The organism is Sphingobium cyanobacteriorum (assembly GCF_030580935.1).
Lineage (GTDB): Bacteria > Pseudomonadota > Alphaproteobacteria > Sphingomonadales > Sphingomonadaceae > Sphingobium > Sphingobium cyanobacteriorum.
Genome location: NZ_JAUQOM010000007.1, coordinates 176,609 through 190,239, shown reverse-complemented (window position 1 = coordinate 190,239; position 13,631 = coordinate 176,609). Strand labels below are relative to the sequence as shown.

At 62.4% G+C, this 13,631-nt stretch carries 14 protein-coding genes; 4 read left to right on the top strand and 10 right to left on the bottom strand.

Annotation, left to right across the window (positions count from 1 at the left end):
* Position 1: 1 nt before the first annotated feature.
* Positions 2 to 1,030 carry a GlxA family transcriptional regulator gene (locus Q4610_RS14590; RefSeq protein ID WP_336622872.1) on the top strand — a complete coding sequence of 343 codons (1,029 nt, stop codon included), beginning with the start codon at positions 2 to 4 and terminating at the stop codon, positions 1,028 to 1,030.
* Positions 1,031 to 1,251: 221 nt separating this feature from the next.
* On the opposite strand, the gene Q4610_RS14585 is transcribed toward Q4610_RS14590, so the two are convergent.
* Positions 1,252 to 1,431: a hypothetical protein gene (locus Q4610_RS14585; protein WP_304536688.1), complete on the bottom strand. Its 180-nt coding sequence runs from the start codon at positions 1,429 to 1,431 to the stop codon at positions 1,252 to 1,254.
* On the bottom strand, positions 1,428 to 2,192 hold the full coding sequence (locus Q4610_RS14580) for a class I SAM-dependent methyltransferase (protein ID WP_304536687.1): 765 nt from the start codon (positions 2,190 to 2,192) through the stop codon (positions 1,428 to 1,430). Before Q4610_RS14580 ends, Q4610_RS14585 begins: the two co-directional genes overlap by 4 nt.
* 79 nt (positions 2,193 to 2,271) lie before the next feature.
* Between Q4610_RS14580 and Q4610_RS14575 the strand changes: the two genes are divergently transcribed.
* Positions 2,272 to 3,066, top strand: a complete 795-nt coding sequence (locus Q4610_RS14575; protein ID WP_304536686.1) for a helix-turn-helix transcriptional regulator — start codon at positions 2,272 to 2,274, stop codon at positions 3,064 to 3,066.
* Positions 3,067 to 3,500: 434 nt separating this feature from the next.
* Here the strand turns inward: Q4610_RS14575 and Q4610_RS14570 are convergent, their stop codons facing one another.
* Positions 3,501 to 4,529, bottom strand: coding sequence for an IS110 family RNA-guided transposase (locus Q4610_RS14570; protein ID WP_304536685.1), 1,029 nt, complete (start codon positions 4,527 to 4,529; stop codon positions 3,501 to 3,503).
* A 177-nt stretch (positions 4,530 to 4,706) separates the two neighbouring features.
* On the opposite strand from Q4610_RS14570, the gene Q4610_RS14565 reads away from it, so the two are divergent.
* Positions 4,707 to 4,934, top strand: coding sequence for a hypothetical protein (locus Q4610_RS14565; protein ID WP_304536684.1), 228 nt, complete (start codon positions 4,707 to 4,709; stop codon positions 4,932 to 4,934).
* 254 nt (positions 4,935 to 5,188) lie between these two features.
* Here Q4610_RS14565 and Q4610_RS14560 read toward each other — a convergent pair whose 3' ends face one another.
* The 5 genes from Q4610_RS14560 to Q4610_RS14540 form a co-directional block, all read right to left on the bottom strand.
* Positions 5,189 to 5,956 (bottom strand): energy transducer TonB family protein, encoded by a 768-nt coding sequence (locus tag Q4610_RS14560; protein WP_304536683.1) that lies wholly within the window; start codon positions 5,954 to 5,956, stop codon positions 5,189 to 5,191.
* The gene (locus Q4610_RS14555) at positions 5,943 to 7,142 is read right to left on the bottom strand and encodes a PepSY-associated TM helix domain-containing protein (RefSeq protein WP_304536682.1); all 1,200 of its coding nucleotides are present in this window, start codon (positions 7,140 to 7,142) and stop codon (positions 5,943 to 5,945) included. Before Q4610_RS14555 ends, Q4610_RS14560 begins: the two co-directional genes overlap by 14 nt.
* Positions 7,143 to 7,305: 163 nt before the next feature.
* The gene (locus tag Q4610_RS14550; RefSeq protein ID WP_336622871.1) at positions 7,306 to 9,483 is read right to left on the bottom strand and encodes a TonB-dependent siderophore receptor; all 2,178 of its coding nucleotides are present in this window, start codon (positions 9,481 to 9,483) and stop codon (positions 7,306 to 7,308) included.
* Positions 9,484 to 9,667: 184 nt separating this feature from the next.
* A complete protein-coding gene (locus Q4610_RS14545; protein ID WP_304536681.1) occupies positions 9,668 to 10,660 on the bottom strand; it encodes a FecR family protein in 993 nt (330 codons plus the stop codon).
* Positions 10,661 to 10,761: 101 nt separating this feature from the next.
* Positions 10,762 to 11,277, bottom strand: coding sequence for an RNA polymerase sigma factor (locus Q4610_RS14540; protein WP_304536680.1), 516 nt, complete (start codon positions 11,275 to 11,277; stop codon positions 10,762 to 10,764).
* Positions 11,278 to 11,390: 113 nt separating this feature from the next.
* Between Q4610_RS14540 and Q4610_RS14535 the strand changes: the two genes are divergently transcribed.
* On the top strand, positions 11,391 to 11,930 hold the full coding sequence (locus Q4610_RS14535) for a GNAT family N-acetyltransferase (protein ID WP_304536679.1): 540 nt from the start codon (positions 11,391 to 11,393) through the stop codon (positions 11,928 to 11,930).
* 29 nt (positions 11,931 to 11,959) lie between these two features.
* Here the strand turns inward: Q4610_RS14535 and Q4610_RS21825 are convergent, their stop codons facing one another.
* Positions 11,960 to 12,172: a CocE/NonD family hydrolase C-terminal non-catalytic domain-containing protein gene (locus Q4610_RS21825; RefSeq protein ID WP_425262568.1), complete on the bottom strand. Its 213-nt coding sequence runs from the start codon at positions 12,170 to 12,172 to the stop codon at positions 11,960 to 11,962.
* 419 nt (positions 12,173 to 12,591) lie between these two features.
* The gene (locus Q4610_RS14530) at positions 12,592 to 13,623 is read right to left on the bottom strand and encodes an ATP-binding protein (protein ID WP_304536678.1); all 1,032 of its coding nucleotides are present in this window, start codon (positions 13,621 to 13,623) and stop codon (positions 12,592 to 12,594) included.
* Positions 13,624 to 13,631: the final 8 nt, after the last annotated feature.

The window sequence follows — 13,631 nt, the reverse complement described above, 5'->3', positions numbered from 1 at the left end:
CATGCTATTGGCAGATATGACACATTCATCGGATTCTCCGCCAACACCTCAACGCCATTGCCGTCATATCGTTCTTGTCGGCTTTGCGGGCGTGGAACCGCTTGACCTGATCGGCCCGCTGTCGGTGTTTGCAAGAGCCGAGACGCTAGTACCCGGCAGCTACTCGATCCGCATCGCCGCGCCGGAGGGCGGGATCGTCGTTGCGCAATGGGGCGTGTCGCTTGCCGAAGTCGTGCCGCTCGACGAGATAGAGGGGCCCATCGACACGATCCTGCTCGCCGGCGCCGTGGAAGACGCCATCAGGGTGGCGGCGACGCATCATGCATTGGTGCAGTGGGTGGTCGACCAGCGCGACCAGACGCGCCGGATCGGCAGCATCTGCACCGGTGCCTTCATCCTGGGCGCGGCAGGGCTGCTCGATGGTCGCCGTGCAACGACGCATTGGGCAGCAGCGGCTGAGCTGCAACGCTATTTCCCCGCCGCCAGCGTTGAGCCGGACGCGATCTATGTGATCGACGGACCGTTATGCACGTCAGCAGGAGTGACGGCCGGCATCGACCTAGCGCTTGCCCTGGTCGAGGATGATCTCGGCCACGCCGTAGCGACCCAGATCGCCCGCGATCTCGTGCTGTTCCTTCGACGGCCGGGCGGGCAGCGGCAGTTCAGCGCGACGCTCGCGACCCAGACTGGCTATTCGGATCGCTTTGCCGAACTACTCGTCTGGATGGCGGACAATCCTGCTGCCGACCTCGGCGTATCCACCCTTGCCGCCCGATCTGCCATGAGCGAACGCAGCTTTGCTCGCCGGTTCGCTCGCGATGTCGGCCAGACGCCCGCCCGCCACGTGCTCGCGCTGCGCCTTGAACATGCATGCCGTCTGCTGGAAACAACCTCATGGCCGCTCGATCGGATCGCGGATCGCAGTGGCTTTCGAACGGCGGATACCTTCCATCGGACGTTTCGTCAGGAAATCGGCTTGACGCCCGGAAGTTATCGGGAACGGCATGGAGCGCGCGAAACCCACCCATGACAGCAAAGCAACGCTGGGAGGTTTGTAACAGCATTGCGTTTCCCAGCCTTCACGCGAGATACGTGCCATGTCCTTCACGCACCTGACCACCCTCAGAGACGCAGCACCTCACAAACGTTCGCCCCCAGCTGGTTCCTGTAGTGGATGACGATCGAGTCGCTGCCTTTATAGCCGCCGATGATCGTGAAATGCAGATCGGGCACCTGGGCAAGCGCCCGCTGTCAGTATCTGCGTAGCGTCCCCTTGCTGCTCACCACGCCGCCGGTCTCGGGCACGACGCGGCCGGCGACGGGTGAGGCAAACCGCACATCCTCCGCCAAATGCGCGAGCGCGACTTCAATATCGCGCTTGCTCCGGGCATCGCGCAACTGGCGCTCAAAGGCTTGCAGATCGGATATCATTGTGCGGCTCCCATGAAGGTGGCAGCTTCCAGCACGAAGCTGCCATCCGGCTCAATCATCAGCCTGCCGCGAACATCCGTACCGGCCTCCCGCTGCAACTGGCGCAGGATCGCCTGCTTTTCCGTCGGCCCGTGCGTACGTTCGATCCATTCGACAAAGCCCATGCGCAGCGGCCGCCGGGTCATAGTGTCGATCGCGAACCCGGCTTGCACCAGCGCTGCTTCCAGCTCCCCTTGCGTGTAGTTGCGGACGTGCGACGGGTCGCGCAGATATTCGATCGTCTGGAGATGTGTGTCCGCAGCCCGGATGTCGGGCGCGACTGTATCGATGAAGACCAGCAGGGCACCTGTGCGCGCAACCCGCCGCGCCTCGGCAAGGCCGGTGTGCAGATCAGCCCAATGGTGAGCGGTGAAACGGCACAGGATGGCATCGAAATGGCCGTCCGGAAACGGCAGGGCCTCGGCTGCCGCAACGACGCCACTAATGTTGGACAGGCCCCGTTCGGCGGCGGCTCGTTCGACCGCCGCGATCATTTGCGGCGTGAGGTCGCAGGCCACCACTGCACCGACATGCGGGGCAGCGCGGTAGCTGACGTGGCCGCCGCCGCAGCCCAGATCAAGCACCCGGGGGAAAAATCGAGCTGCCAGCGCACCCTCGATCTGGTCTAGGTCGGGTCCGGCGGCATGGACGGCGCTGGTCACATAGGCCGCCGAGCGCGGGCCGTAGTGGCCGATGGTTTCATGATGGTGCAGTTCGGTCATGGCAATTACCTCCTGCAACCCGCCTAGGCCAAGCTGAAAGAGGTACAAGGATCGACTTTATCCTGGTATCTTGCCTAACATGTTGCTGACGATCGAACAGCGTCGCGCGTTGGGCGCCTTCATCCGCGCGCGCCGCGAAGCGCTGTTGCCGCTGGACCATGGCCTGTCGCCGCATGGTCGGCGGCGTACGCCGGGCCTGCGCCGGGAGGAAGTGGCGCAACTCGCCGGGATCAGCACGACGTGGTACACCTGGGTGGAACAGGGCCGGGATATTTCGATGTCGGCGACCGCGCTGGCCCAGCTGGCGAATGCCTTGTCGCTCAGTGCGGCGGAACGCGCCTATCTGTTCGAACTAAGCCGGCATCGCGACCCGGCCGAGCCGGTCGGCGCGCGTCAGGAGAACTTGCCCGCCGAGGTTGCGGCGATGATCGACGGGATCAGCCATCCCGCCTATGTCAGCGACCGGCTGTTCCGGGCGTGCCATTGGAACGAAGCGGCGGCCGCGCTGCTCGGGCCCTGGCTGTCGGAGGGCGATGCGAGCCTACTGCGGTATATGTTTCTCGACCCCTCGGCGCGATCCTTCGTAGTGGACTGGGAAGAACGCGCCCAGCGGCTGCTTGCGGAATTCCGCGCAGACATGGCCCACTCGCTCGATGACGAGGAGATTGCCCGGCTGGTTAGTGAACTGACGGCCAAAAGCACCGATTTTGCACGTCTCTGGACCAACCACCGGGTTCTCTCACGAGAGGGCGGCATCAGGCGCTTCAACCACCTGTCGCGAGGCGAAGTGCAGGCCGAGCAGATGACGTTCATGCCGATGCGACATCCCGACTACCGGCTGGTCGTACTGCTTTGTATGGAGAGCGATCCTTAGCCTTTCAATCCCGCACAGCAGCGCGGCGCGGACGGAAATCCGGAACGTTGTCCCACGCAGGCGATATATCGTGTAACGATGGTGTTACTGTCACAGCAGCGGTATATGTGAGCGGATGCCGAGGCTGCCCATTTTGCCCGCGTAATAAATCCACTTGCGGGGATCGTACGACCCCTTGTGTGGACGGCTCTCCGTTGGCAAGGGTATTTCTGCACTGCGCTTGCTGGTCGTGGCGCCCATGTGTCCGGCCTTTCAGCGCGGCTTTGCATGGCCGCTGGCCCTGATGCCATTCGCGCGGGTCAGGTCCCTCCCAATTGCACGCACTCGAAGTGCTGGGGTCGGACGGGTTTTCCTGCTCCGGCGGTTTCAACCGGCTTGTTGCGTCAGTTCAGTCTGCCCTCTCCAACTCGTGTAACGCCCTGGGGCGCGATCTCTCAGGCTGCCGCCAACTCCGCTTCGCGGTAGGCCTCGCCTGTTGCCATCATCGCCCAGATGATCCGGGCGTTCTTGTTCGCCAGCGCGACAGCGGCAACCTTGGGCTTCTTGCGCTCCAGCAGCCGCGCCACCCACGGCCACTTCGGGCAGCCCTGTTTTGCTTGCCGTACCACGGCCATGGCACCGACCACGAGCAACTCGCGCAGGTAGGTGTTGCCGGCCTTCGTGATACTGCCGAGCCGCTCCTTGCCGCCGCTCGAGTTCTGGCGCGGTGTGAGGCCGATCCATGCCGACAAGCTTCGTCCGCCGCCGAAGGTAGAAGGGTCGGGGACGCAGGCCACGATCGCGCTGGCCAGCAGGGGACCGATGCCGGGAATCTTCATCAGCCTGCGGCCCGCTTCGGTCCTGCGGGCATCGGCAAGGATGCGGCGATCGTTGTCGAGGATCTGCTCCTTGACCATCTCGAGCTGGGTGCTCAGCACTGCGAGGCAGGCCCGCGCCTCGTCAGGCAAGCGTGCATCATCCTGATCGGCGATGACCGCGATCAGCCGCTCCAGTCCTCCGCGCCCGATGGCTGCGGTGATGCCGAACTCGGCCATGTGGGCACGCAGGGCGTTGCTGATCTGGGTGCGCTGGCGGGTCAAGATCTTGCGCACCCGGTGCAGCATCATGGTCGCCTGCTGGTCGGGCGACTTCGCGCCGACGAACCGCATCGTCGGCCGGGTCACCGCCTCGCAGATGGCTTCGGCATCGGCCGCGTCGTTCTTGCCGCGCTTCACATAGGGCTTCACGTATTGCGGCGGCATGAGCTTGACCTCGTGCCCTAGCGCGGTCAGCTCACGTGCCCAGTGGTGGGCCGAGGCGCAGGCTTCCATGCCGACAAGGCACGGCGGCAGCTTCTCGAACAGCTTCAGCAGCTGACCACGGGAAAGCCTGCGCCGCAGCACTGCCTCGCCCTGCGCGTTGACACCGTGAACCTGGAAAACCGACTTTGCCAGATCCAGTCCAACTACCGATACTTGCTCCATCGTCACTCTCCTCTCCTACTCGTCCGCAGAATTTACCCCGCAGGGTGGAGAGCCGTCCACGATATCAGTTGCGGTTGAAGGCTTCAGAATGGCAGCCACTTGTATCAGCTTAGATTTGCTGGGTGGAGAATCGTCCCCCAGTTGCTTCACATGATGGCTGACCCCGCTTGGATATGGGTGTCCCGGCAGTCGCTCGATGCCGACCCGACCGTACTCAAGCCTGGCTGCGGCTGGCTGCCGGCAGACTGGATGCCGAATGCCGCGCTTCCGAAGGGACTAAGGGCGCTCGGTCGCGCCGAAGACGCGGTGCTGTCCGACTATGGCACTACGCGCGATTCGCTCGCGCTGCGCCGCCTGCTGCTCGGGCGGTTCTTCCGCGTCCAACGTCCAATGGCAAGATCATAATCGGCGGTGTCGACGTGCCCCAATGGCAGCGCATAATTTCGATCGGTCATGCCTGCCTCTCCATTGACTTTACCACAATGAAATACAGGCAAGCGAAAGCATGGATCGCCGTAAAAAACCGGGTAAATTAAACGAAGCGACGGCGGTATGTAATGCTCTCAGAAGCCACCAGGACCCAGCGTCACGTCACGGGTTCCTGACGGCAGCGATTGTCAGGCTTCGATCCGCGCGGCCGGGCGGAGCGTCGAATCACTTCACCCGACGAAAAACTCCACGGGTACGACAAGTTCAAGGGTAGTGCCGGGTTTGTCGCCCGGTGGCTTTGGCAAGGGTTCCGCGCGCTCGGGCAAGCTCACCGCTTCGCGATCGAGTTCCACGACACCGCTTGATCGCTCCAAGGTCGAGGACAGAACGTTACCATCGCGGTCCATGACAAAGCGCACATATGGGACGCCCTGCCGGCGGCGCAGCAGCGCCGAACGGGGGTAACGACGATATTTGTTCAGTTGTGCAAGCACACGGCCCTCCCAACTCTCCGCATCATTGCTCGCAACTTGCGGCGCAGGCGGAGCAGGAAAAGTCCTAAGCGCCGCCTCTTCGGGTTGGGCGGGGCGTTCTGCAGCCTTAGGTAAGCTCGCGGGGACAGGAGCGGGAACCGGCGAGACGGGGGCGATCGTGACGACCCGCTTTGGCGGCGTTTCCGGTCGCTCCTCTTTCTGGACAGGTTCGTGAGCCGGCTTTTCCCTCGGCGGCGTTTGGGGAGGTGACGCCCGCGGCGCGAGGTTCAGGACAGTCAGTGTCGCCTGCGGCGGCGGCGCAAATGTCGTCGAGATTGCGAACAGGAACACGGCAATCACCATGATGGCAAGGAGTATGGTACCGCACAGACCCAGCCAGCGCGAGCTCGCAGGTGCCCGATAGCCATGCCGCTCGACTATGGTATCGCAGCTAGCCCGTACGACAGGCGGCGAGGCTCGCTCCGCGCGTTCGTTTGCGTTCGGGCGGACATCATTCAGCAGCATGGATTGCCTCCGCTTGGGTTGATGGACCCTTGCTGCGCTCGTGATGGCGGCGTGCGGCACGCGGTGCGCGCTTCTTCCACCAGATGTAGACGCCGGTCACGGACAGCATCGCGACGACAAGGCCGGTAAGGCAAATGAGGATGCGACCTGGCAAACCCGCGATTTGGCCCGAATGGATCGGATAGATGAGTGCGTCGACGATATCACCGGCCTGGCCGTCGCCACCGCGTTCGGCACCGATGATATGACCGGAAGTGGTCGCGACATAGAGCGCCCAAGTGCCGAAACCGGCCTGGTGTCGGTTCCCGAACCGGACCTGATAGAAGCCGGCCTCCCGCGCGAGGGCAATGCGCTGAACGGGGCGGTGCGGCCAGTCTAGCCGCACCGCCTCCGCGCGGGCGAGAGTCGTCGCTTGATCCCAGCCAACGCGTACAGGCGGTGGCAAGGGAAGCGATGAGCGATCCCATATGCTTGGACTCATCGGCAGCAATGCGGTCAGCACCGGACGGAAGATCTGCGTGTTGAGATTGAACGCGACGCTGGTCAGGGCCAGCAGGAACAGCGCGGCCCACAACCACAGTCCGAAGGCACGATGTACATCGAGGTTGAGGCGATAATGACCCGCGCCGCGCTTGATCTTCCAGATCGGCCGCCATTTCTTCCAGAACTGCGTCCCGCGCGGTAAAGTCAGATAAAATCCGACGAAACAGTCGAGCATCCAGGCCAGCGCCACGCCACCCATGAGCCACACGCCCCAGCTTCCCGGCATATGAAGCGAGTAATGCAGCCGATAGATAAACGGGATCAGGTGGGGACGGTCGACCCGGGCCGCCCCCCAAAGGCGTCCACCAAGGATTTGGCCCGTGGCTCCATCGACAAAAATCTCATCCTGATCGAGCTGCTTCTGGCCCACTGCGGCAAGGGACACGTGGATGCTGCCGCCTGCGTCGGTCGGTAAGGTGACGCCGCGCACGCTTGCGCCGGGCATGGCGGTTTCAACCCGCGACACCAGCGTCGACAGGGGCAGAGGGCGGCCGGGATTCTCGACCCTGAACAGGCGTGGATTGAGGACAGCGTCGATCTCAGACTGAAACGCCAATATGCTGCCGGTCAGTCCGGCTATCATGAGAAATACAGCTACGGACAGTCCGACATAACGGTGAAGCTGGACGAGTATGGCGCGCATATTGCGAGGCTTAGAGAGCCAGCCGGGCTGTCAACATGACGTTGCGCGGATCGCCAAAGTAGCTTTGCCGGGACCAGCCCTCGATACGGGTATAATATTTCCGATCGGTGAGATTCTCTCCGGTCAGCCGCAGATTGAACCTTTCGTTGAACTGATAACCGATCTAGGCAGAGAGTACAGCATAGGCACTCTGCTTCCACCGCAGATCGCCCACTTCGGCATAGATGCCGCTGCTGACCGTGACGCCGCCGCCGAGGATGAGGCCTCGACCGCTATTCTTGCTGAAATCACGCACCGCCCACAGCTTGAGGTCATGTCGCGGCGTTCCGGGCGCGAACACAAGCCCGGCAAGTCCCTGATCGGCGGTCAGATAGCGGGTCCGCGTATAGGCATAGCCCAACGTGACGTTCCACCCCGATGCGGGTTCACCGACAATCTCCGCCTCGAATCCCCGGCTGCGCACTTTGCCCAGCGCGACAGATGCCTGCGGAAAATCAGGATCGGTAACGGCGCGATTGCGATCGATGATCTGGTAGAGCGCCGCATGACCGGTCAGCGCGCCGTCAAGCCACTCGCCCTTGAGGCCCACCTCATAGAGATTGCCGGTGCGCGGCTTGATCAGGTTTCCATCGCGATCGATGCTGGTCTGCGGAACAAATGTGGAGGCGAAGCTCGCATAAGCCGATAGCTGCGGCGTGATGTCGTAGCTCAGTGCGCCATAGGGCACGAAACGTCCCGAAACCCTGTTGTCGCTCGCCTGTCCGTTGCCGGACCCCTTGTACCAGGCTAGGCGACCTCCTGCCGTCAGGATGAGGCGTTCGAGGAGCTTTACGCGCGCATTGGCGTAAAGGCCCGTCTGGATCGTGCGGGCTGTCGTGGGCGGCTCGTTGGCGAATTCCGGCTCCGGCGTGGACGGATCCGGCGCGAAGATGTTGCGGGTGATGACCGGACCATAGGTCCACAGCGTGTAGGTGCTGTTGCGACTATGGTTGATTCCCACCACAAGGCTGTCGGCGGCCGTGAAAAGCGCGGGAAGCGTCAGGCTGAGATCGGCGGCCTGATCGCGTGATCGGCCGCTGCCCGCGATCTGCTGGATGGCGACATTGCCTGTGGCGCGGTCGATATAGCTGTCGGTGAAGGCGCCGGACTTGAAATGATAGGCGCGGTCGGTCCTGTCGCCGCGCATCCGGATCACGCCGCCATTTGCCAGCCGATGCTCGACATCGACGAAGTAACGCTCCGCATCGTCGCGTTTGCGGTCCCACAATGATCCCATGTAGACGCTGCGCCGCCCCTGATAGAGACCCCCGTCTTCATAGTTGGGCAGGCCGAATATCGGTCTGGAAGGACCGCCCTGATGAATAGCGCCGACAGCGATCGTCGTATCGGGCGTCGGATCATATTCCAGCGTGCCGTACAGCACGAGCTTCCGCGCAAAGACATTGTCCATGTAGCTGCCGCGATGGTCATAAACGGCGACCAGGCGACCGCGAAAGCTGCCGGTCGGATTGAGAGCGCCGGTCACGTCGAGCTCGCCGCGATAGCGATCCCATGAACCGGCCTGCGCCATCAGCTTGATCTGAGTGTCCGCCAGCGCGCGCTTGCGGACGAGGTTGATCGCGCCGCCTGGCGCGCTGCTGCCCTGAAACAGACCCGCAGGGCCTCGGACCAGTTCGATCCGGTCATAGACGGTGATATCGAAACTGTCGGTCGTCCAGGCGCCCTGAGTGTCGGCCGTCTGAAGGCCATCCACCTGGAGCGTAGTTATATCGAGCCCCCGCGAGGTGAAGCCAAAATTGCCCAGTGCGTACTGCACCACCTGAACCCCGGCGACCTGCTTTAGTCCGTCGGCGACGCTGTTGACGTTGCGGTCTTCGATCTGCTGCCGGGTTACGACGCTGACTGAATTGGGGATTTCCCTGAGCTTTTGCGGCTGGCGACCGATCGTCACGGCCTGCGCGGCGTAGGAGCCTGTCCCTTCGCTCGCCAGATATGCTCCGCTGGATGCGCTGTCACGAGCCCCTTCGACGCGAACCGGGCCGAGTTGGATCGCATCGGCGCTCACCGCCGGTGCCGCTTCGAGGGTGAAGGCGCGGGGACCCGTCTTGCGAAAGCTGATACCTGTGCCCAACAAGATGCGCGACAAACCTTCCGCCACGCCAAAGCGGCCTTGGAGACCGCCGCTTGAGCCACCCGATGTCAAATCGGCCGGATAGGCGAGTTCAACGCCAGCCTGCCGAGCATAGGTGTTGAGCACGTCCGGTAAGGCGCCTGCCTGAATGTCATAGACGCGAGCTTCCTGCGCGTGTGACGGCGACGCGGTGCCGACAGTCGCAGCCAAGGTTGTCGTGGCGAGCAGTAGCGCGCGCGCCCATGCGGATACCCTCCACCCATGCCCATTCTTAGTCAGATCATTCATTGTCCCGCCCCGCGTTCATTGCCCACATTTCTCGCTAATGCGAGTCTGTTGCAACTATGACGATGCTGAAGCGGGAAACGAGAGGTCGGTGTTGCGTTTTTTTGGGTCAGCTCGAAAGGAGTATCAGGCGGTCGCCTATTCGGGTGGAGCGCAGACCCAGCGAACGCTGAAGTTGACCGATTGCGGCGACGGGATCGTCGATGCGAAAGACGCCGCTTACCCTCAAAGCCCGGGCGTTGCCGAGGACACCCATGTAGCCGCGATGATAGCGCCCGATCTCGGCGACGACATCGACGAGAGGCTTGTCCTGGAACACCAGCACACCTTCGGTCCACGCCATTGCGTCGGACGTGTTCACCTCCATGACGCGCTCCAGACCATTGCCGTCGTAAGTAACGCTCTGCCCCTCGCGCACGATCTTCGACGCGCCCTCCTCGACGGGATAGGCGACGCGAACGCTGTGCTCGGTCACTATCACCTGAGCCCCGCCTTCCTCCCCGCGCACCAGAAAACGCGTGCCGAGTGCGGTCGCCGATCCGCCCTTAGCCTCGACGGTAAATAGACGCTTTGGATCGGGCGCGACGACGAATGCAGCTTCTCCTCGAAGCAGGCGGATCAGGCGCCGGTCGTCAGCAAAGCTGAACGCGATGGCGCTCTGGGTATCGAGATAGACCGTCGATCCGTCGGGCAGCGTGATAGTGCGTCGTTCGCCTGTTGCTGTCATCGCGTCAGCTTGCAGGCGGGTGGGCCAATCCTGGGCGACGCCGATGAAGATCAGCGCGAGACCTGCGGCGATGGCCGGGCCGAACCACGGATGCCTGCGTGGCCAGATGGATCGCGAAGCTTGTCGCCAGCGTCGGCGTTGCGGCGGCCCGGCAAGACTGGCTCGCAGGGATGAGGTCTCCGGAACTCGCCCCATATGCGACCAGAGATCCTGCATCTCCGCATAAGCCTGTGCATGAAGCGGGTCTGCGGCGAGCCATCGCGCCAAGGCCAGCTTCTCCTCACCCGTGAGATTGTCTCCCTCAGCCGCAGCCAGCCAGTGCGCGGCTTCGTTCGCGATGTTTTGCGATATGGGGTCTTCGGAAGGCCCGACCATAAGCACTCCTCAGCCTCCTGCCACCCAGGTCAGGCAGCAAGAGCCCTCCCTGTCAGGACGTTTAGGTCGAGGCAAACGAGACGTGACCTCAGCAAAAAAGATCACTCGACCTCATCGTTCGCCAGCGCCTGATGACAGATGACGAGCGCGTGGCGGATATGCTTGCGCACCATGTCTTGGCTGATGCCGAGCCGCGCCGCGGCCTCGGCCACGCTCAGTTCGTCGAACTTGATGAGAACAAACACCTGCCGACAGCGGAGAGGCATCGTGTCCACAGCGGCAGCGATCCGACAGAGCTTTTCCTGGTCGAGAACACGCGCCTCGGCACTGGGAACCGTACAGGAAGCCTGCGAGGTATCAGCGTCGGCCGGAAAGACCGCTTCATGACGACGCACTGATCGCAGATGATCAATCGCCAGGTTCGACGCCAGGCGGAACAGGAAGGAGCGCGTGTTGACGATCGGCGGGTGATCGCGGACATTTTGGATGCGGATGTAGAGGCTCTGCGCCACGTCCTCGGCAGCCGGGCCGCTGCCGACAATGCGTGTCAGCCACCGCACAAGCGATGCGCGCTCCGCGATCAGAAGACGCGATAGGGCTATGGCGTTGGTCGACACTTACGCAAGGCTGTAGCAGATTGCGAGTGACTCGCAATAGGTGAAGATCTGCCGCTATATTTGTCTTCCTCGCACCCCACATGAGGTGTGTCACTGCAGATTTGGAGAAATAGGTGGATCCGCTTTACACTAACCGGCTCATAATACGCGGCTTTCGCGAGACCGATGCTGACGATCTCTTTGCCTATCTGCATCGCCCCGGGGCGAGTTGCTTTTTGTCGATGAAGCTCGATGACCTCCAGGCGGCACGCGCGGAAGCGATCAAGCGGGTTAATGCGGAGGATATCTTCGCCATCGAGCATCGACAAAGCGGTCGGTTGATCGGTGAGGTGTTCGGCCATTTCGAGCTGCCCGACTCATTTTCGATCGCATGGCAGATTAATACCGAGTTTTGCCGGCAAGGGCTGGCCTTCGAAGCGGCGAGAGCGGTTATCGACCATCTCTTCGAGGTGCGGGGCGTCCGACGCATCTATGCCTATGTCGAATCCGACAACCTGCCGTCCCAACGACTATGCTCACGCCTAGGGATGAGGCAGGAAGGCGTGTTTCGCGAGTTCATATCCTTCGAAACCGATGAAGCGGGGATACCCATCTATGTCGACTCCCTCCAATTCGCCATCCTGAAGAAGGAATGGATCGGTTTGCCGCACTGAGCGGCGCGTTGAAAAGACGGCGCCCAACATCACGGTGCGACGATGAGAAGGTCTACATAACTCGGAGCGTTCCCGCCAAAGGAGAACGTATAGGTCGTAGCGCCTTGAACGGACACGCGCTCATAATAATCCGCGTCGGCGCCCGCCAGCGATATTCGTATCCTGTGTCCCGCTCGCACCATCGTCGAGATCGGAAAGAATGTGAAAACTATGTTTTCTGTCACTCCGGGAGGAAACGGCACCGTGTCTTCAGTCGTTGCGCTGAGTGCCGGAGCGAACCGCACACCCGCCGACTATGCCGCTTATGTTCGCGAGTTCCTCGAGACCTTTGGTAGCTATTCTTCCGGGTCGAGGATGTCATCGCCCAGGACGATCGGGTCTTCGTTCGCTGGCGGCAGGATGGTCATCATCTGGCATCTGTGGGCGGCGAGAGCCCGACCGGTGGCCCGTGACGGAAATCATGACGGCGGTGTATCGAGTCAGCGGCGGCAAGATAACCGAATATTGGATTCAGTCTGATCGCAAAGGTCTTGAAATCCAGCTCCAGCGTCTCGCAACCGGGGTACGTCCTTGGCCTGAAGTGGTTCGGTATTGAACACCGATTGGCTAAGCGGTCGTCTAACAGGGGCTTGTAACATATTTTTTAGGGCCGGTCGGGCGATCATCGAGAGCTAAAAATCGGGGCGGCAATGCTGTCCAGGCTGATATCAAACGCGGAAACGCCGTCCTCCCGACGATATCGCACATCGCCGCCGTGGGCACGCGCGATGCCGCGAACCACGGCGAGACCAAGGCCCGTGCCTCCACTGGAAAGTGGTCCGCGCACGAACTGGCGAAAGGCGGAATGCTCGATATCGGGATGCAGGCCGGGGCCGGTATCGGCAACGGTAATCGTGACGTGGCCACTGGTGAAGCGCGTCGCGATCGAAAGTATGCAGGGGTCGGCATGGCGGTGGGCATTGTCGACAAGCGCAAGGATCGCCTGCCGGAGCCTGCTGGCATCGGCAAGCACCGTGCCTGCCGCCAGGTCGAGGGCCAGCGAAAAGCCGGACGGCTCCAGCATCGCGCGCAAGGTCGGTGCCATGTCCTGAATTTCCCCGGCAAGATCCACGTCGCTGAGCAGCAACTCCAAACGCCCGCTGTCGGCGAGGCTGACGCTGCGCAGATCCTCGACCAGCCGTGTCAGACCTGCCACCTGCGTGAGCAGTGCTTCGACTAGGGTTTCGTCCAGCGGGAAGAGGCCATCCTTCGCGCCTTGTAAACGGCCTTGCAGGATCGTGAGCGGGGTGCGTAGTTCATGTGCGATCTGCGCGTTCCAGATGCTGACATCCTCGGCCATCTGCTGCAAACGATCTGCCATCGCGTTGAAGTCGGCAATCAGCATTGCGGTTTCGCCCTGGACGTCCGGCACCGTGTCAATGCGGGTGGCGAGATCGCCGCTGGCGATCTGCCGCGCCGCCGCGCCTACGGCGGCAAGTGGCCGCACAATTCGCCGCGCCAGCCAGACGGCGACTGCCAGCGCCAGCAGTAGTCCCAACACACAGACGCCAAGTGTGATGCCGACGTCCAGCCCGGTCGTATCCTCAATGCCTGCGGGCATAGGCGCGACGATGCGCCAGCGTTCCAGCAGCGCGTAGATGAAGTAGAAGGCGGCGGTGCTGGTGATGATCGTCACGATCGAGAGCGCCGCCATTGCCGACC